Source organism: Pseudomonas sp. ADAK2 (assembly GCF_012935755.1).
Lineage (GTDB): Bacteria > Pseudomonadota > Gammaproteobacteria > Pseudomonadales > Pseudomonadaceae > Aquipseudomonas.
The window spans coordinates 3,148,453-3,166,242 of the sequence record NZ_CP052862.1 but is presented as its reverse complement, the minus strand read 5'-3'; the positions used below and the strand labels follow the sequence as shown (position 1 = coordinate 3,166,242).

Sequence of the window (17,790 nt, the reverse complement as noted above, 5' to 3'; positions counted from 1 at the left end):
AGTACTCAGGTGACCGCACATGAATGACTTACAGCTCGACGACTTCAAGACCGACGAAAACGCCGCCATGGTGTTGTTGGTGGACGATCAGGCGATGATCGGCGAGGCGGTTCGGCGCGGTCTGGCGAATCAAGAGAACATCGACTTCCACTTCTGCGCCGACCCGCACCAGGCCATTGCCCAGGCGATTCGGATCAAGCCGACCGTTATCCTGCAAGACCTAGTCATGCCCGGTCTCGACGGTTTGACTCTGGTGCGTGAATACCGCAATCACCCGGCGACCAAGGACATTCCGATCATCGTCCTGTCGACCAAGGAAGACCCGCTGATCAAAAGCGCGGCGTTCGCGGCCGGCGCCAACGATTACCTGGTGAAACTGCCGGACAACATCGAACTGGTGGCGCGCATCCGCTATCACTCGCGCTCCTACATGACCTTGCTGCAGCGCGACGCGGCCTATCGCGCGCTGCGAGTCAGCCAGCAGCAGTTGCTCGACACCAACCTCGTCTTGCAACGCCTGATGAACTCAGACGGCCTGACCGGCCTGTCGAACCGCCGGCACTTCGACGAGTACCTGGAACTGGAGTGGCGCCGCTCGCTGCGTGATCAGACTCAGCTGTCGCTGCTGATGATCGATGTGGACTACTTCAAGTCCTACAACGACAGCTTCGGCCACCTGGAAGGTGACGAGGCGCTGCGCAAAGTCGCCACCGCAATTCGCGACGCCAGCGCCCGACCGTCGGACCTGCCGGCGCGTTATGGTGGTGAAGAGTTTGCCTTGGTACTGCCCAATACGTCGCCGGGCGGCGCGCGGCTGGTGGCGGAGAAACTGCGCCAGACGGTGGCGGCGTTGAAGATTCCCCATGTATTCCCGGCGGAGGGGGCGAATCTGACGATCAGCATTGGCCTGTCGACCATCACCCCGCAGGCGGGCAGCGATTGCCGGCAGTTGATCTCGGCGGCGGACAAGGGGCTGTATCTGGCGAAGAACAATGGGCGCAATCAGGTGGGGATTGAATAATCCGCCACAAATCCTTGGTAGCAGCTGCCGAGCCCGCGAGGCTGCGTTCGGCGGCGAAGCCGTCGTAAAACCAGACGACTCGTTCTTTCAGGTATGACGCGGTGGCGAGGACTTCGTCCTCGAACGCAGCCTCGCGGGCTCGGCAGCTGCTACAAGCGTCAGCTTCCTCATAGCTACAGCCCAAATCATTCACCCCTAAAGCCGCCAGGCGGGCTGCCGTGACAGCTTGATTACGTTATACTCGCCGGCTTTCAAAAGTTCGCCAACGAGTGCTGCCCGCCATGGAAATCAACCCGATCCTTAACAGTATCAAGGACCTGTCCGAGCGCTCCGAAACTATTCGGGGGTATCTTTGACTACGATCAAAAGCATGAGCGTCTGACTGAAGTCAATCGCGAGCTTGAAGATCCGGCAGTCTGGAACAACCCGTCGTACGCCCAGGAACTGGGGCGCGAGCGTTCGCTGCTGGCGCAGATCGTCGAAACCCTCGACGAAATGCACACCGGCCTGGCCGATGCCAAAGAACTGCTGCTGATGTCCGCCGAAGAAGAAGACCAGGCCGCCGTCGATGACGTCGCGACCGAAGTCGAGCGTCTGCGCGAAGCCCTGGAAAAACTCGAATTCCGTCGCATGTTCAGCGGTGAGATGGACGCCAACAACGCCTACCTGGATATCCAGGCCGGCTCTGGCGGTACCGAAGCCCAGGACTGGGCCAACATCCTGCTGCGCATGTACCTGCGCTGGGCTGACAAACGCGGTTTCGACGCGACCATCATGGAGCTGTCGGCCGGTGAAGTCGCCGGGATCAAGGGCGCCACGGTGCACATCAAGGGCGAATACGCCTTTGGCTGGTTACGTACCGAGATCGGCGTGCACCGTCTGGTGCGCAAGAGCCCGTACGACTCCGGCAACCGTCGCCACACCTCGTTCTCGGCCGTGTTCGTGTCGCCGGAAATCGATGACAACATCGAAATCGACATCAACCCGTCGGACCTGCGCATCGACACCTACCGCTCCTCCGGTGCCGGTGGCCAGCACGTAAACACCACCGACTCGGCCGTACGGATCACCCACGTACCGTCCAACACCGTGGTCAGCTGCCAGAACGAACGCTCCCAGCACGCCAACAAAGACACCGCGATGAAAATGTTGCGGGCGCGCTTGTACGAGCAGGAAGTGCAGAAACGCAACGCCGCCTCCCAGGCCCTGGAAGACACCAAGTCGGACATCGGCTGGGGTCACCAGATTCGTTCTTATGTGCTCGATGCGTCGCGGATCAAGGATTTGCGCACTAACATCGAACGCAGTGACTGCGACAAGGTGCTGGACGGCGATATCGACGAATACCTGGTAGCAAGCTTGAAACAAGGGCTCTAAGGCACGCCCTGCAGATTCAACCTGCAGGAGCGAGGCTTGCCCGCGAACCCCGGCTCACAGCCGGGGGCAACGAACCTGTGATGGAATTTTTAAAGACATGAGCGACCTAGAACTCGACCCGCAAGCCCTGCAACAGGAAGAAAACTCCCTGATCGCCCTGCGCAAGGAAAAGCTGGCTGCCGAGCGCGCCAAGGGCAATGCCTTCCCGAACGACTTCCGCCGCGAAAACTACTGCGAAGAACTGCAGAAGAAATACGCGGACAAGACCAAGGAAGAGCTGGCAGAGGCTGCAATCCCGGTCAAGGTTGCCGGTCGCATCATGCTCAACCGTGGCTCGTTCATGGTGATCCAGGACATGACCGGTCGCATCCAGGTTTACGTCAACCGTAAAACCCTGTCCGAAGACACCCTGGCCTCGGTGAAAACCTGGGACATGGGCGACATCATTGCTGCCGTTGGCACCCTGGCACGTTCCGGCAAGGGCGACCTGTACGTCGAAATGACCGAAGTGCGCCTGCTGACCAAATCGCTGCGTCCGCTGCCGGACAAGCACCATGGCCTGACCGACACCGAACAGCGCTATCGCCAGCGTTACGTTGACCTGATCGTCAACGAAGAAGTACGCAATACCTTCCGCGTGCGTTCGCAAGTGATCGCGCACACCCGTGCCTTCCTGATGCAGCGTGACTTCCTCGAAGTCGAAACGCCGATGCTGCAAACCATCCCGGGTGGCGCGGCGGCCAAGCCGTTCGAAACGCACCACAACGCGCTGGACATGGGCATGTACCTGCGCATCGCGCCGGAGCTGTATCTGAAGCGCCTGGTAGTCGGCGGTTTCGAGAAAGTGTTCGAGATCAACCGCAACTTCCGTAACGAAGGCGTCTCGACCCGTCACAACCCTGAATTCACCATGTTGGAGTTCTACCAGGCTTACGCCGACTACGAAGACAACATGGACCTGACCGAAGAACTGTTCCGCGAACTGGCGCAGCTGGTCCTGGGCAGCACTGATGTCCCGTACGGCGACAAGGTGTTCCACTTCGGCGAACCGTTCGTGCGTCTGTCGGTGTTCGACTCGATCCTCAAGTACAACCCTGAGCTGACCGCTGACGACCTGACCGACATCGACAAGGCCCGCGCCATCGCCAAGAAGGCCGGCGCCAAGGTGCTGGGCTTCGAAGGTCTGGGCAAGTTGCAGGTGATGATTTTCGAAGAGCTGGTCGAGCACAAGCTGGAACAGCCGCACTTCATCACCCAGTACCCGTTCGAAGTGTCGCCGCTGGCCCGTCGCAACGATGACAACCCGAACGTCACCGACCGGTTCGAGCTGTTCATCGGCGGCCGCGAAATCGCCAACGCCTACTCCGAGTTGAACGACGCGGAAGACCAGGCCGAGCGCTTCATGGCCCAGGTGGCCGACAAGGACGCCGGCGACGACGAAGCCATGCACTACGACGCCGACTTCGTTCGTGCGCTGGAGTACGGCATGCCGCCAACGGCCGGTGAAGGGATCGGCATCGACCGGTTGGTGATGTTGCTGACCAACTCACCGTCGATCCGCGACGTGATCCTGTTCCCGCACATGCGGCCGCAAGCGTAAACGTTTCAGTTAAAAAGCCGCCTAAAACAGGCGGCTTTTTATTGCCTGTCTGGTACAAACGTATCAATTGGTTACTTTTGACGTAAGAGAGGAAGACCTGTCGTGAATCGTGCAATGGCTCAAGAAGGTGCAGCGGGTATCGCCACTGCGGTCGCTGAAAGTGTTCAGTACCAGGGCCGCAAGGCCAGCCGACAGGGCAGCGAACAGCGTCGACAGGACATTCTCGATGCGGCCATGCGCATTGTCGTGCGCGACGGCGTGCGCGCGGTACGGCACCGTGCGGTGGCGGCAGAGGCCGGTGTGCCATTGTCGGCCACCACTTACTATTTCAAGGATATCGATGACCTGCTCACCGATACCTTCGCCCAATACGTGGAACGCAGCGCGGCTTACATGGGCAAGCTGTGGGTCAGCAACGAAGGGCTGTTGCGCGAGATGGTGGTCAGCGGCGATGGCACTCCGGAGTCGCGCTCGCAGTTGGCGGACGATATCGCGCGGTTGATGGCGGACTATGTTCATCGGCAATTGATTAATCGTCGCGAGCATTTGATGGCCGAGCAGGCGTTCCGTCAGGAAGCCTTGTTGAACCCGCGCCTGGCGGTGTTGGTGCGTTCGCATCAGCAGATTCTGTTGCAGGGCACCTGCCAGCTTTTCGAGGTATTGGGCTCCCGTGAGCCACAACAGGATGCCAAAGTGTTGACGGCGATTATCGGACGGATGGAATATCAGGGCCTGCTCAACGACGCCGAGCCTGCGTGCGAAGCCGAAATGCTCGGCATCCTCACGCGCTACATGCATCTGGTCTTGGCGTCGGTCTGACTCTTGATCGTTCCCACGCTCTGCGTGGGAATGCCGCCCGGGACGCTCCGCGTCCCTTGCCCGGTGTGACGCAGAGCGTCACAGGATGCATTCCCACGCAGAGCGTAGGAACGATCATCGTGCTGTATCGATAGGGAGTGTTGAATGAAAGCCTGGCGCGTCGTTGTGATCGCCTTGTCGTTCCTGCTGCTCAGTGGCTGCCTGGTGACCTTCAAGGAACCGCTGCCTTCGAGCGAACCCGCGCCCAAAGGGCTGCTCGGCAAATGGACCAGCACCAATGCCTGGGGCGAACCGATGAACCTGGAACTGACCCGCATCGGCGACAACCGCTATCAGGCCGTCAGCTACTTCAAGGCCAAGCCTCGCGAGCGCGAAGCGTATCCCTTCACCGTGTCGCGCCATGGCAGTCGCTGGTACCTGTCGGCGCCAGTACCGGCCAGATTCGGCGGCCACTTCACCATTGCCGGGTTCGAAGTCAACGAAAAGCACGAACTGGTGGTCTACAACCTCGACCTCGAGCAGATCAACCAGGCCATGGGGCAAAAAGTCCTCAGTGGCGAAGGCTTCCAGACCGACGACGGCGATGGCGTGTTGATTAACACCGACATGAACCAAGTCTTCGCTTACCTCGACGACCCGGCCAATTCCGATGTGTTCGTCGAAGCCGTGCGCTACCAGCGCCTGGCCAAAGCCAAAGCAACAGTCAAATAAAGTCAGCACCTAACGGTTCTACTACAGGAGTTTCGGGTGGACGATTACCAGCAGACGATACGCATTTTGTCCGATCGCATAGTGCTGGCGCAGACGCCGATTCGCGTCCTCGATGCGGTCAAGTGGGACGACAACATCCGCAAGGGTTTCCTCAAGGCCAAGGGCAAGGAAATGCCCGCCGTGGACCGCGACTATTACCTGAACCGGCCGCTGGCCTTCGACTCGAGCAAGGTGAAACTGGAATTCCAGAACATCGAGCGCGACATCACCCGCCAGCTCGGCCAGTTCAACCCGGTCGGCCAGATCATGCGCCGCATGTGCAAGGAATACCGGATGGTGGTGCGCATGCTCGAAGCGCGCGGCACCGAGGATTTCGGGCTGATTTCCCAGGAACTGTACGGCGCCGCGTCCGACGCGTTCCATGCTGGCGACCCGACCCTGGCCGACCTCGGCCTGATGATGTCCGACTATCTGAACAACATCGACGGCCGTGGCGACCTGAAGGATGAGCCGAAAATCCTCACCGCCAAGGACGCTGTCAGCCTGCTGCAACATCGACTCAACAAAGTGTTCGGTGAAGCCGAGGAAACCATCCGGGTGTTCGAGTCCGACGGGATTGTCGCCGACGCTGCGGCGGGCGCCGACTACATCAAGATCCGCGCCGATGCGATGTTCAACGACCGTGATGTGCGCGCCCTCGAAGTCCATGAAGGCCTGGTGCATGTCGGCACCACGCTGAACGGTTTGAACCAGCCGATCTGCACCTTCCTGTCCAAAGGCCCGCCATCGTCGACCGTGACCCAGGAAGGCCTGGCGATCCTGATGGAAATCATCACCTTCGCCTCCTACCCGAGCCGCTTGCGCAAGCTGACCAACCGCACCCGCGCCATTCACATGGTGGAGGAGGGTGCGGACTTCTTGCAGGTGTTCGAGTTCTTCCGCGAGCAAGGCTTCGAAATGGCCGAAAGTTACGGCAACGCCAGTCGGGTGTTCCGTGGTTCGGTGCCCAATGGCTTGCCATTTACCAAAGACTTGTCCTACCTCAAGGGCTTTATCATGGTTTACAACTACATTCAGTTGGCCGTGCGTAAAGGCAAACTGGAGCAGATACCGCTGCTGTTTTGCGGCAAGACCACGCTGGAAGACATGCGGACCTTGCGCCAGTTGGTGGATGAAGGCCTGGTGGTGGCGCCCAAGTATTTGCCGGATCAGTTCCGCGACTTGAACGCACTGTCGGCGTGGATGTGCTTCTCCAACTTCCTCAATCACCTGAGCCTGGACCGGATCGAAGCCGACTACTCCAACATCCTGTAAGCACCGCAACACCTGTGGCGAGGGAGCTTGCTCCCGCTGGGCTGCGGAGCGGCCCCTCTTTCCCCAAAAAAGCAGGGGACTGCTTCGCAGTCCAACGGGAGCAAGCTCCCTCGCCACAAAGATGTGTAAGGTTTAAGAATTTCTTCACTCACTGCGAGGTTTCACCGGATGAGAATCCTCGGCATCGTCTGCCTTCTCCTGACCTTGAGCGGTTGCAGCTCGCTGCTGTTCTACCCTGAACCCGGCCAGCCGTTCACCCCGGACAAGGCCAAACTCGAATTCCGCGACGTCACCCTGACCACCGCCGACGGCCTGAAGCTGCACGGTTGGTGGCTGCCGGTGGCCAAAGGCGTCGAGGTCAAAGGCACGGTGCTGCACTTGCACGGTAATGGCGGCAACCTGTCGTACCACTTGGGTGGCAGCTGGTGGTTGCCGAAAGAGGGTTACCAGGTGTTGCTGGTGGACTACCGCGGTTATGGCCTGTCCGAAGGCAAACCGAGCCTTCCGGCGATCTACCAGGACATCGACGCTGCGTTCAAATGGCTCGACCAGGCGCCCGAAGTCAAAGGCAAGCCACTGGTTATTCTGGGTCAGAGCCTCGGCGGCTCGATGGCCGTGCATTACCTGGTTCAGCACCCGGAACGCCAGCCTCAGCTCAAGGCGTTGGTCCTCGACGGCGCGCCCGCCAGCTACCGCGATGTCGGTCGATTTGCCCTGACCACCTCGTGGCTGACCTGGCCACTCCAGGTGCCGCTGTCGTGGCTGGTGCCGGACGGCGACAGCGCGATCAACTCCATGGCGCAGCTCAAAGGCGTGCCGAAACTGATCTACCACAGCATTGACGATGCACTCGTGCCCCTTTCCAACGGCATTCGTCTGTATCAAGCTGCGCCGCCACCGCGGGTGCTGCAACTGACCCGTGGCGGTCATGTGCAGACCTTCGCCGACCCGGTCTGGCGCCAGGTGATGCTGCGCTACCTCGAAGACCCGCAGCATTTCAACGGTCTGCGCCGCCTGGGCGAAATCCCGAATTACCCGGTGCCCCTGAATTCAAAAGATGAACCACCGAGAGTCCGCAATGAGTGAAGAACGTAACGCCATCCCGATGATCATCACCGGCATCTGCACCATCCTCGGCACCGTCGGCGTGCTGTGGTACTACGGCTACCTGCATTTCGCCAAGCCCGAGGATGCGTTGCTGCTCAACGAATTCACCATGCTCAAGACCGTGCCCGGCGAAGACTACAAAGTCGCGCTGGAACCAGCGCCGCAAGTGGCCCAGTGCATTGATGGCGTGCTGGTATTGTTCGACACCGAACAGAAAGGCCTGACTGGCGTGTTGATCAACGGCCAGAAAAAAGCCGTGCGCTGCATGGGCCAGGAAACCCCGCAGAAACTCGAACAATGATGATTCTGTAGGAGCGAGGCTTGCCCGCGAAGGCGGTTTAACATTCAACAAATGGGTTGACTGACACAACGCCTTCGCGGGCAAGCCTCGCTCCTACAGAAATGCATAAAAAAGCCCCGCCTGATCAGATCAGGCGGGGCTTTTCAGTTACAGCGTGACGCTTAGTTCGAGCTAACCGCCGAACGTGGCACCACTGGCTGGTTGTCGTTGGAAATGGTCACTTCCACCCGACGGTTCATCGCACGGCCCGACGCGCTGCCATTTTCGGCAACCGGGTATTCCTTGCCATAACCCTGGGCAACGATGCGTGCTGGATCAACACCCATCTTCACCAGTGCCATGCGCACGGAACCGGCACGACGCTCGGACAACGACTGGTTATGGCTCGCGGTACCGGTGCTGTCGGTGTAACCCTCGACGATCACTTTGCGATCAGGGTTTTCCTGAAGGAATTGCGCCAGTTTGTTGATGTTCACCAGACCGCTGGACTTCAGGTCAGCACGGTCGGTGGCGAACAGCACGTCACCGAAGGTCACCAAGGTGCCGCGATCGGTCTGCTTGGCGTTCAGGCTGTCTTGCAGTTGCTTGATCTGCTGATCGCGGGCATCCAGACGCGCCTGGGCACGTTGGGCGGCTGCGTTCTTCAGATTGTTTTCAGCGGTGCGCAGGGCGATGGTCTGCTTGGCCACTTCCACGCGCTGGTTGGTCAGGTAAGCCAGTTGATCGACCTTGGCCTGGTCCTGTTTGTCCTGGTAAGCCTTGTCGGCCTTGTCCAGGTAATCACTGGCGTCTTTGGTCTCGAGGGCCGCGACTTTGCTCGCTTGCGGGTTGGCTTGCAGGCCGGAGTAGTTCACGCGGGCCTGTTCCAGGTTCGCGTTCGGCGGAGTGGAGCAGGCAGCCAGGGCGACGCTTGCGGCCAGGAGAGCGGGGATCATCAATTGTTTACGCATAATGGTTCGTCCTTTCTATCGATAAGAGCTTCAGGCGTGTGGTCCGGATGCGCGCTTACTGCACAGTGCGCTGGCTTTCCTGACGCAGTTCCTGAACACCTTTCTGGGAATCCTTCACAGCCTGTTCGGCTTTCATCGCCTGGGCCTTGCGTTCGGCGACGCGAGCGTCCCACTCGGCCTGTTCGGCGAGGGTGCGGGCTTCGTCATACTTCTTGTCGTGCATGGCGATTTCGGCTTGTTTCAGCTTGTCCTGGGCGGACTTCATTTCCACGGCTGCGAATTCAGTACCACCGGCGCTGACGGCGCTGTTCACGGCGGATTGGGTCACGGCGTACTGCTCGGTCGGCGGGTTGCCAGCGCAACCGGCGAGGACGAAGGTGCTGCCGATTGCCAGGGCAGCCAGTTTCAGACCGCGCAGGTGGGTGAACGAGGATTTGGCAGTGCTGGTCTTCATGGTCTTCAACTCCATTGGGTATCTCCTGAAAAACATCTGAATCCATCCTGGTCCAAGGGGCCGTAACCATGTTTTCAAAGCGTGATTTGAAACGGCCGTACCAGGCGTGGTTACTGGGTACGACCCGAGGGGTTTTTCAAAAGTTCAGAGAAGATGGCCCATTGCCTAAAAAAACTTTGACCGAACGGACAAGGCTCTAGGACGGGAACTTTCGCGATGCGCAGCGGTATTCCCGGCCTGGGACAGGCTCGGGAATACGTAGTTATGGAGGCGGGGAGAGGCGCGAAAGTCAGTGCTTTTGCTTGTCGCCATCGGCCGACAAATCGTGCAAATGACGCCGGGACAACGCGAGAAAACGCGGGGTCGGACCCACGTCTTCATACAGTGGATCACCTTCTTCATCGGTGGCAACCACGGTCTGGCCTTTCACATATGGGAAGCTCGCTTCGAGCTCTTCCAGCGCGGCACCGATCAATTCGCCCAGCAGTTCTTCGGGGTGCCGTTTGGGGTACATTTCGGTAATCGCTGCCAGCCGGGCGGCGGCTTCCAGGTCCAGGTGAATGGTGTAGCCAGTGTCGGTCAGGCGACCCTTGGCGTTTTCTTCCCAATGCTGGGCCAGCTCACGGATTTTCATAATGACCTCATTGCGCACCTGCTCGTGGCAGGCAGGGTGAGTGCCGGCTGTGGCCGGCGGCAGCCGTTATACGGCGTACTGTTGAGACTAGCTTTAACGCCTAAGGTTTAAAGTCCCTTCGTCGTTTGCTTGTAAGAAGCGCTTTACGGCGGCACTCTTGGACTTCAAAGCATGGTGTGAAAGCCGCCCGGATTTTTGCTGGAGAACTGCTGATGACCGATATTGATGCACGCTTGCGCGAGGATGTTCACCTGTTGGGTGAGCTGTTGGGCAACACCATTCGTGAACAGTACGGGGACGGTTTTCTCGACAAGATCGAGCAGATCCGCAAGGGCGCCAAGGCTGACCGTCGCGGTTCGATGGACGCCGAGCTGAGCGCCAGCCTCAACCAGTTGAGCGAAGACGAGTTGCTGCCGGTGGCGCGGGCGTTCAACCAGTTTCTCAACCTGGCCAATATCGCCGAGCAATATCAACTGATTCACCGTCGCGAAGAGTCGCAACCGGCGCCGTTCGAAGCGCGAGTGTTGCCGGAATTGCTCGCCCGCCTGCGCGCCGAAGGCCATAGCGCCGAATCCCTCGCTCGACAACTCGGCCGGCTGGAAATCGAACTGGTGCTGACCGCGCACCCGACCGAAGTCGCCCGCCGCACCCTGATCCAGAAATACGACGCCATCGCCGCGCAACTGGCCGCCCAGGATCACCGTGACCTGACCAGCGCCGAGCGCGAGCAGATCCAGGCGAAATTGCAGCGCCTGATCGCCGAAGCCTGGCACACCGAAGAAATTCGCCGCACCCGCCCGACCCCGGTCGACGAAGCCAAATGGGGCTTTGCGGTGATCGAGCATTCGCTGTGGCAAGCGATCCCTAATTATCTGCGCAAGGCCGACTTGGCGCTGCACGCCGCGACTGGCTTGCGTTTGCCACTGGAAGCGGCGCCGATTCGCTTCGCCTCGTGGATGGGCGGCGACCGCGATGGCAACCCGAATGTCACGGCGGCGGTCACCCGCGAAGTGCTGTTGCTGGCACGGTGGATGGCGGCGGATTTGTACCTGCGCGATGTTGATCACCTGGCCGCCGAGTTGTCGATGCAGCAGGCCAGCGAAGCGCTGAAAGCCAAGGCCGGCGACAGCGCCGAGCCTTACCGCGCGGTGCTCAAGCAATTGCGTGAACGCCTGCGGGCCACGCGCAACTGGGCGCATGCCTCGTTGACGAAGACCACGCCGGCCCCGGCCGATGTGCTGCAAAACAACCGCGACCTGCTCGATCCGCTGGAACTGTGCTTCAACTCGCTGCACGAGTGCGGCATGGGCGTGATCGCCGACGGTCCGCTGCTCGATTGCCTGCGTCGGGCGGTGACCTTCGGCTTGTTCCTTGTGCGCCTCGACGTGCGGCAGGACTCGTCCCGGCACACCGCGGCCATGACCGAAATCACCGATTACCTGGGCCTCGGTCGCTACGAAGACTGGAATGAGGAAGAGCGCATCGCCTTCCTGATGCGCGAGCAAAACAATCGCCGGCCGTTGCTGCCGGCGTACTTCAAACCGTCCGCCGACACCGCCGAAGTGTTGGCGACTTGCCGGGAAATCGCCGCCGCCCCGGGTGCGTCCCTCGGCTCCTATGTGATTTCCATGGCGGGCGCCGCTTCCGACGTGCTGGCCGTGCAACTGCTGCTCAAAGAGGCCGGCGTGTTGCGGCCGATGCGCGTGGTGCCACTGTTCGAAACCCTTGCCGACCTCGACAACGCCGGCCCGGTGATTGAAAAACTGTTGCTGCTGCCGGGCTATCGCGCGCGCCTGCAAGGGCCGCAGGAAGTGATGATCGGTTATTCCGACTCGGCCAAGGACGCCGGCACCACGGCGGCGGCCTGGGCGCAGTATCGGGCTCAGGAACGCTTGGTCGATATCTGTCGCGAGCAACAAGTGGAACTGCTGTTGTTCCACGGTCGCGGCGGCACTGTGGGCCGTGGCGGCGGCCCGGCGCACGCGGCGATTCTGTCGCAGCCACCGGGTTCGGTGGCAGGGCGTTTCCGCACCACCGAGCAAGGGGAAATGATTCGTTTCAAATTCGGCTTGCCGGACATCGCCGAGCAGAATCTCAATCTGTACCTGGCGGCGGTGCTCGAAGCGACCTTGCTGCCGCCACCACCGCCGGAGCCGGCCTGGCGCCACTTGATGGACGAATTGGCGGCTGACGGCGTCAGCGCTTACCGCGCCGTGGTGCGGGAAAATCCGCAATTCGTTGAGTACTTCCGCCAGTCGACCCCGGAACAGGAACTCGGTCGTTTGCCGTTGGGCAGTCGTCCAGCCAAGCGCCGCGCCGGTGGAATTGAAAGCCTGCGGGCGATCCCATGGATCTTCGGCTGGACCCAGACGCGCCTGATGCTGCCGGCCTGGCTCGGCTGGGAGGCGGCGCTGAGCAAGGCTCTGGAGCGTGGAGAAGGCGAGTTGCTGGGGCAGATGCGCGAGCAGTGGCCGTTCTTCCGCACCCGCATCGATATGCTGGAAATGGTGCTGGCCAAGGCCGACGCGGACATTGCCCAGTCTTACGATGAGCGGCTGGTCGAGCCCGATCTGCTTCCTTTGGGGGCGCATTTACGCGACCTATTGTCGCAGGCCTGCGCCGTGGTCCTTGGCCTGACCGGGCAGTCGCAGCTACTGGCACATAGCCCAGACACCCTGGAATTCATCCGCCTGCGCAACACCTACCTCGACCCGCTTCATCTATTGCAGGCCGAGTTGCTGGCCCGTTCGCGGCAACAGGAAGTGGCGCAGGGCAGCCCGGTAGAACAGGCGCTGCTGGTGTCTGTGGCGGGGATTGCCGCCGGTTTGCGAAATACCGGCTAAGGTTTTCCTCTTGGGTCCTGGCACTTGGCGCTCGCGCCAGGTGCTTGTGGGCGAGGGGCGGAAAAGGTCTGGCAGGCGACAGTTAATGACGGGGTTGCGACTAGGGGCACCTCGTCCAAAGGTCGCGACCGGCGCGGGTTTCTCCGACTTTCGGCGGCTTGTGTGGTCAGGGCCTGCTGTGTATCTTGATCAGCCTTTGGCCGTTTGGGCGGCCACGACCCTATTTTTGAGATTGGCCCCACGAGGCGAATCTGACGTTATCTATATAAAAAATTGAGGAGCACATCGATGCGCGTCATTCTGCTGGGAGCTCCCGGGGCCGGTAAAGGTACTCAGGCTAAGTTCATCACCGAAAAATTCGGCATTCCGCAAATCTCCACTGGCGACATGCTGCGTGCAGCGGTCAAGGCCGGCACCGAGCTGGGCCTGATCGCCAAGAGCGTCATGGACAGCGGTGGTCTGGTCTCCGATGACCTGATCATCAACCTGGTCAAGGAACGTATCAGCCAGGCCGATTGCGCCAACGGTTTCCTGTTCGACGGTTTCCCGCGCACCATTCCCCAGGCTGAAGCCTTGGTGAAAGCCGGCGTCGAGCTGGATCACGTGGTCGAAATCGACGTTAAAGACGAAGACATCGTCCAGCGTATCGCCGGTCGTCGTGTTCACGAGGCTTCCGGCCGCGTGTACCACATCGTCTACAACCCGCCGAAAATTGCCGGTAAAGACGACATCACCGGTGACGAGCTGGTGCAGCGCAAGGACGATACCGAAGAAACCGTGCGTCATCGTCTGTCGGTCTACCACGCGCAGACCGAGCCATTGGTTAAGTTCTATCAGGAGCTGTCCACCGCTCAAGGTAAGCCGAAGTACAGCCACATCGAAGGTGTTGGCTCGGTGGAAGCGATCACCGGCAAGGTGCTTGAAGCGCTGAACTGAAAAGTCTGAAACGCTTCATCTTCTACGGCCCGCTTGCGGGCCGTAGTTGTTTATACTGGCGCACTTTTTCTGACCTCTCTTACGGAAACATCGATGAGCACCTTGCTGGCCCTGGACACCGCGACTGAAGCTTGCTCCGTTGCCTTGCTGCATGACGGCAAGGTCACGAGCCATTACGAGGTGATCCCGCGCCTTCACGCGCAGAAATTGTTGCCGATGATTCAGCAACTGCTGGCCGACGCCGGCACCACCCTGCAAGCGGTGGACGCCATCGCCTTTGGTCGTGGACCGGGCGCGTTTACTGGCGTACGGATTGCCATCGGCGTGGTGCAGGGGCTGGCGTTTGCGCTGGAGCGCCCGGTGTTGCCGGTGTCGAACCTGGCCGTGCTGGCCCAGCGCGCCTTTCGCGAACACGGCGTCAGCCAGGTCGCGGCGGCCATCGATGCGCGGATGGATGAAGTGTATTGGGGCTGCTACCGCGAAACGGCCGGGGAGATGCGGCTTGTCGGCAACGAAGCGGTGTTGCCGCCGGAAGTGGCGGCGTTGCCGGCGGATGCCAGTGGCGAGTGGTTCGGCGCGGGTACCGGTTGGGGTTATGCCGAGCGCATCGGCGTCAATCTGAGCGGGCAGGACGCGGGGATGTTGCCCCATGCCGAAGACCTGCTGACGTTGGCGCGGTTTGCCTGGGAACGCGGTGAGGCGATTGTGGCGGATGAGGCGCAGCCGGTTTATTTGCGGGACAAGGTTGCCACGCCCAAAGCGCGTTGATGCTTCCAGACCGAGTTGGTTTCTTCGCGGGCAAGCCTCGCTCCCACAGGTCGATGTGATCCGTAGAAGCGAGGCTTGCCCGCGAAAGCGATCTAACAAGCAACGCCAATCGTCAGTTTCTAACCCCAGGCTTTAAACCTTTTTCCTTTTATGTGTTCTAGTTATCACTCGACAGTTTGCGAAGTGGCTTGTGCGCCACTAAACTGCCATCACTGATACCGAGCATGCACTTATGCGTATAGACGGCTTTTCCTCTCAGTCCTACCCCATCAAGCGCAAGCCTCGCAAAGGCAACATCGCGCTGGATGAATCCGTTGATGACATCGACGGCGAGCTGGAAATCCCATCCGAAGAACAATTGGCCGCCCGCGCCGCCAAAGCTTCCGCGCAACGCTTGAGCAATCTCCCCGCCCGTCAGCAAGACATGATTTACCACCGCGCCATGAGCAAAAGCGTGGCGATGGCCCTGGCCAGCTACCTGAGCACCGCCGGTTTTGTCGATTGGGACGCTGATGTGCTGGGTCTCGACCTCTACATCTGATGTTGCTGCCTTACTACCTCGGTTGCCCGTCCTGGAGTGAAAACGCCTGGCGCGACTATCTCTACCCGCAAGACGCAAAACCCGCCGAATTCCTCAATCTTTATTCTCAAGTATTCAACGCCGTTGAAGGCAATACGACCTTCTACGCGAGCCCGGCTGCCAGCACCGTGCAGCGCTGGGCCGAAACCATGCCCGAACACTTTCGCTTCACCGCGAAATTCCCCGGCGACATCAGCCACAGCGGCGACCTGCGCGAGCAACTGACCGCTGCCGAAACCTTCCTGCAATTGCTCAGCCCGCTGGGCGAGCGGGTTTCGCCACTTTGGCTGCAATTGTCGAAAAGCTTCACTCCGCAACGACTGTCGGAGCTGGCCGGTTTTATCGATGCCGTGGACCGGCCGCTGGCGGTGGAAGTGCGGCACGACGAATTCTTCGCTAAGGGCGATGCCGAGCGCATGCTCAATCGCCTGCTGCTGGATCGCGGCGTCGAGCGCATCTGCCTTGATCCGCGAGCGCTGTTCAGTTGCATATCGACTGATCCGTCGGTGCTCCACGCCCAATCGAAAAAGCCCAGGGTGCCTCCGCGCCCGGCAGCGTTCACCCAATTCCCGCAGGTGCGATTCATCGGTCATCCGCACCTGGAGGCTAACGATCCGTTCCTCGTGCCGTGGATCGAGAAGATCGCCGTGTGGATTGAAGAGGGCCGCACGCCTTATATCTTCCTGCACACCGCCGACAACCTGCTGGCGGCGAAACTGGCGCAACGTTTTCACGCAAAACTGATGCTGCGTTTGCCTGGCTTGCCGCCGCTGCCTGAGCTATACAGAGAGCCCGCCGCCGAGCAACTTGGCCTGCTCTGAGGCGGATTCCTTCCTCTTTTCAGGAGCCTGCCAATGGATGCGCAAACCCTTCGAGCCCAGGCGTTCAAAGCGCTGCATGAACGCGCGGGGGCTTTTGTCATTCCCAACCCGTGGGACGCCGGCTCGGCGAAAATGCTCGCCAGCCTGGGCTTCGAGGCACTGGCGACCACCAGCGCCGGTTATGCCTTTTCCAATGCTCGCCCCGATGGCGGATTGTCGCTGGACGACACCCTGGCCAATGTTCGGGCGATTGTCGCGGCGACTGATCTGCCGGTGGCGGTGGATCTGGAAAACGGTTTCGCCGATGATCCCGACGAATGCGCCCAGAGCATTTTGCGCGCAGTCGAGGCGGGCGCGGTCGGCGGTTCGATCGAAGATGCCACCGGCAATGCAGACGCGCCGATTTACTGTTTCGAACATGCCGTCGCCCGTGTCGAAGCAGCGGTGAAAGCCGCTCGCAGCCTGCCGTTTCCTTTCATGCTGACGGCTCGCGCCGAGAATTTCTTGCATGGCAATCCAGATCTGGACGACACCATTCGCCGCTTGCAGGCGTTCGCCGAGGCCGGCGCCGACGTGTTGTATGCGCCGGGCCTGCGCAACGCCGAAGACGTGTTGGCGGTGGTCCGCGCCGTGGCACCGAAACCGGTCAATGTGTTGATGTCCGGCGGGCTCAAGTTGACGGTCGAGCAGTTGAGCGAGATGGGCGTCAAACGCATCAGCGTCGGTTCGGCGCTGGCCCTGGCGGCGTATGGCGAGTTCTTCCGCGCGGCTGAAGAGATCAAGACGTCGGGCACGTTCAGCTTTACATCGCGTTCCATGCCGTATGCGAAGGCCAATCAGTTGTTCAAGGACTGACGATGCGGTTTGCCAAGGGATTGCTGCTGGTGTTGTTGGTGATTGGAGCGGTGGGGGTCAGCGTCTGGCGTGGCTGGATTTCCGTGCCCGCGCAGTGGAATCCCAGGGCGCCGTTGGACGTGAGCGCGGCGCCGAATTTTCTGACCCGCTACAAACTGATGCGCCTGCGCAATGATCCGCAATTGTGCGACCAGGCACTCAGCACCTCCGGTTTGCGCGTCGCACGCCAGGCCGATAGCCCGGACGCGGCTTGCCCGTTGGCCAACACCCTGCGCGTCCAAGGCGGCGAGGTGGCCTTGAGCAGCAGTTTCCTCGCCAGTTGCCCGTTGGCGGTGGCGTTCGCCCTGTTCGAGCGCCACGCCTTGCAGCCAGCGTCTCAGACGGTCTACGGCCAAGCTGTGACGCGGGTCGATCACCTCGGCAGCTTCGCTTGCCGCAACATGTACAACCGCGAGAACGGCGCCCGCAGCCAGCACGCCGGCGCCAATGCGCTGGATATCGCCGGTTTTCGCTTGGCCGATGGCCGAACCATCAGCGTGCTCAAGGATTGGCCCAAGGATAATCGGGACGCGCGGTTCCTGCGCCTGGTTCGCGACAGCGCCTGCGACATGTTCAGTGTGGTGTTGAGCCCGGACTACAACGCCGCCCATCGCAATCACTTTCATGTGGATGTGGGGCCGTGGTGGGTGTGTCGCTAAA

General features: G+C 60.6%; 18 protein-coding genes. 15 read left to right on the top strand and 3 right to left on the bottom strand.

Features of this window, described 5'->3' with window-relative positions; all coding sequences use genetic code 11:
- The first annotated feature begins 19 nt into the window (after positions 1-19).
- From HKK52_RS14800 to HKK52_RS14765, 8 genes are all read left to right on the top strand, one after another.
- On the top strand, positions 20-1,021 hold the full coding sequence (locus HKK52_RS14800) for a response regulator (protein ID WP_169371433.1): 1,002 nt from the start codon (positions 20-22) through the stop codon (positions 1,019-1,021).
- Positions 1,022-1,302: 281 nt separating this feature from the next.
- A protein-coding gene (gene prfB, locus HKK52_RS14795; RefSeq protein ID WP_169371432.1) for a peptide chain release factor 2 occupies positions 1,303-2,398 on the top strand; the annotation gives its coding sequence in 2 pieces (ribosomal slippage) (positions 1,303-1,374 and positions 1,376-2,398; 1,095 coding nt in all).
- Between the two features lie 97 nt (positions 2,399-2,495).
- Positions 2,496-3,998, top strand: coding sequence for a lysine--tRNA ligase (lysS, locus tag HKK52_RS14790; RefSeq protein WP_169371431.1), 1,503 nt, complete (start codon positions 2,496-2,498; stop codon positions 3,996-3,998).
- A 102-nt stretch (positions 3,999-4,100) separates the two neighbouring features.
- Positions 4,101-4,817 carry a TetR/AcrR family transcriptional regulator gene (locus tag HKK52_RS14785; RefSeq protein ID WP_169371430.1) on the top strand — a complete coding sequence of 239 codons (717 nt, stop codon included), beginning with the start codon at positions 4,101-4,103 and terminating at the stop codon, positions 4,815-4,817.
- 144 nt (positions 4,818-4,961) lie between these two features.
- On the top strand, positions 4,962-5,528 hold the full coding sequence (locus HKK52_RS14780) for a hypothetical protein (protein ID WP_169371429.1): 567 nt from the start codon (positions 4,962-4,964) through the stop codon (positions 5,526-5,528).
- Positions 5,529-5,564: 36 nt separating this feature from the next.
- Complete coding sequence (locus HKK52_RS14775) at positions 5,565-6,842, top strand: flavohemoglobin expression-modulating QEGLA motif protein (RefSeq protein ID WP_133837211.1); 1,278 nt, start codon at positions 5,565-5,567, stop codon at positions 6,840-6,842.
- A gap of 168 nt (positions 6,843-7,010) precedes the next feature.
- A complete protein-coding gene (locus HKK52_RS14770; protein ID WP_169371428.1) occupies positions 7,011-7,928 on the top strand; it encodes an alpha/beta hydrolase in 918 nt (305 codons plus the stop codon).
- Positions 7,921-8,250 (top strand): hypothetical protein, encoded by a 330-nt coding sequence (locus tag HKK52_RS14765; RefSeq protein WP_169371427.1) that lies wholly within the window; start codon positions 7,921-7,923, stop codon positions 8,248-8,250. The genes HKK52_RS14770 and HKK52_RS14765 overlap by 8 nt, the downstream gene beginning before the upstream one ends.
- Positions 8,251-8,411: 161 nt before the next feature.
- On the opposite strand, the gene HKK52_RS14760 is transcribed toward HKK52_RS14765, so the two are convergent.
- The 3 genes from HKK52_RS14760 to HKK52_RS14750 all read right to left on the bottom strand — a co-directional run bounded on the left by HKK52_RS14760 (position 8,412) and on the right by HKK52_RS14750 (position 10,288).
- The gene (locus HKK52_RS14760) at positions 8,412-9,200 is read right to left on the bottom strand and encodes an OmpA family protein (protein WP_169371426.1); all 789 of its coding nucleotides are present in this window, start codon (positions 9,198-9,200) and stop codon (positions 8,412-8,414) included.
- 55 nt (positions 9,201-9,255) lie between these two features.
- Positions 9,256-9,669 (bottom strand): DUF4398 domain-containing protein, encoded by a 414-nt coding sequence (locus HKK52_RS14755; protein ID WP_123507994.1) that lies wholly within the window; start codon positions 9,667-9,669, stop codon positions 9,256-9,258.
- Between the two features lie 274 nt (positions 9,670-9,943).
- Positions 9,944-10,288 carry a pilin assembly protein gene (locus HKK52_RS14750; RefSeq protein ID WP_169371425.1) on the bottom strand — a complete coding sequence of 115 codons (345 nt, stop codon included), beginning with the start codon at positions 10,286-10,288 and terminating at the stop codon, positions 9,944-9,946.
- 212 nt (positions 10,289-10,500) lie between these two features.
- Between HKK52_RS14750 and ppc the strand changes: the two genes are divergently transcribed.
- From ppc to HKK52_RS14715, 7 genes are all read left to right on the top strand, one after another.
- The gene (gene ppc, locus HKK52_RS14745) at positions 10,501-13,131 is read left to right on the top strand and encodes a phosphoenolpyruvate carboxylase (protein ID WP_169371424.1); all 2,631 of its coding nucleotides are present in this window, start codon (positions 10,501-10,503) and stop codon (positions 13,129-13,131) included.
- A gap of 288 nt (positions 13,132-13,419) precedes the next feature.
- Positions 13,420-14,067, top strand: a complete 648-nt coding sequence (adk, locus tag HKK52_RS14740; RefSeq protein WP_054047246.1) for an adenylate kinase — start codon at positions 13,420-13,422, stop codon at positions 14,065-14,067.
- A 93-nt stretch (positions 14,068-14,160) separates the two neighbouring features.
- Positions 14,161-14,835, top strand: a complete 675-nt coding sequence (gene tsaB / locus HKK52_RS14735; protein WP_169371423.1) for a tRNA (adenosine(37)-N6)-threonylcarbamoyltransferase complex dimerization subunit type 1 TsaB — start codon at positions 14,161-14,163, stop codon at positions 14,833-14,835.
- Positions 14,836-15,067: 232 nt separating this feature from the next.
- The gene (locus HKK52_RS14730) at positions 15,068-15,376 is read left to right on the top strand and encodes a hypothetical protein (RefSeq protein ID WP_169371422.1); all 309 of its coding nucleotides are present in this window, start codon (positions 15,068-15,070) and stop codon (positions 15,374-15,376) included.
- On the top strand, positions 15,376-16,236 hold the full coding sequence (locus HKK52_RS14725) for a DUF72 domain-containing protein (RefSeq protein WP_169371421.1): 861 nt from the start codon (positions 15,376-15,378) through the stop codon (positions 16,234-16,236). Before HKK52_RS14730 ends, HKK52_RS14725 begins: the two co-directional genes overlap by 1 nt.
- 33 nt (positions 16,237-16,269) lie before the next feature.
- Positions 16,270-17,091 carry an isocitrate lyase/PEP mutase family protein gene (locus tag HKK52_RS14720; protein ID WP_169371420.1) on the top strand — a complete coding sequence of 274 codons (822 nt, stop codon included), beginning with the start codon at positions 16,270-16,272 and terminating at the stop codon, positions 17,089-17,091.
- A 2-nt stretch (positions 17,092-17,093) separates the two neighbouring features.
- The gene (locus HKK52_RS14715; protein WP_169371419.1) at positions 17,094-17,789 is read left to right on the top strand and encodes an extensin-like domain-containing protein; all 696 of its coding nucleotides are present in this window, start codon (positions 17,094-17,096) and stop codon (positions 17,787-17,789) included.
- Position 17,790: the final 1 nt, after the last annotated feature.

Coding starts and splice junctions, on each gene's coding strand:
- HKK52_RS14800 (WP_169371433.1), top strand. CDS start 20: ATGAATGACTTACAGCTCGACGACTTCAAGACCGACGAAAACGCCGCC.
- lysS (WP_169371431.1), top strand. CDS start 2,496: ATGAGCGACCTAGAACTCGACCCGCAAGCCCTGCAACAGGAAGAAAAC.
- HKK52_RS14780 (WP_169371429.1), top strand. CDS start 4,962: ATGAAAGCCTGGCGCGTCGTTGTGATCGCCTTGTCGTTCCTGCTGCTC.
- HKK52_RS14770 (WP_169371428.1), top strand. CDS start 7,011: ATGAGAATCCTCGGCATCGTCTGCCTTCTCCTGACCTTGAGCGGTTGC.
- HKK52_RS14765 (WP_169371427.1), top strand. CDS start 7,921: ATGAGTGAAGAACGTAACGCCATCCCGATGATCATCACCGGCATCTGC.
- HKK52_RS14760 (WP_169371426.1), bottom strand. CDS start 9,200: ATGCGTAAACAATTGATGATCCCCGCTCTCCTGGCCGCAAGCGTCGCC.
- HKK52_RS14755 (WP_123507994.1), bottom strand. CDS start 9,669: ATGGAGTTGAAGACCATGAAGACCAGCACTGCCAAATCCTCGTTCACC.
- HKK52_RS14750 (WP_169371425.1), bottom strand. CDS start 10,288: ATGAAAATCCGTGAGCTGGCCCAGCATTGGGAAGAAAACGCCAAGGGT.
- ppc (WP_169371424.1), top strand. CDS start 10,501: ATGACCGATATTGATGCACGCTTGCGCGAGGATGTTCACCTGTTGGGT.
- adk (WP_054047246.1), top strand. CDS start 13,420: ATGCGCGTCATTCTGCTGGGAGCTCCCGGGGCCGGTAAAGGTACTCAG.
- tsaB (WP_169371423.1), top strand. CDS start 14,161: ATGAGCACCTTGCTGGCCCTGGACACCGCGACTGAAGCTTGCTCCGTT.
- HKK52_RS14730 (WP_169371422.1), top strand. CDS start 15,068: ATGCGTATAGACGGCTTTTCCTCTCAGTCCTACCCCATCAAGCGCAAG.
- HKK52_RS14725 (WP_169371421.1), top strand. CDS start 15,376: ATGTTGCTGCCTTACTACCTCGGTTGCCCGTCCTGGAGTGAAAACGCC.
- HKK52_RS14720 (WP_169371420.1), top strand. CDS start 16,270: ATGGATGCGCAAACCCTTCGAGCCCAGGCGTTCAAAGCGCTGCATGAA.
- HKK52_RS14715 (WP_169371419.1), top strand. CDS start 17,094: ATGCGGTTTGCCAAGGGATTGCTGCTGGTGTTGTTGGTGATTGGAGCG.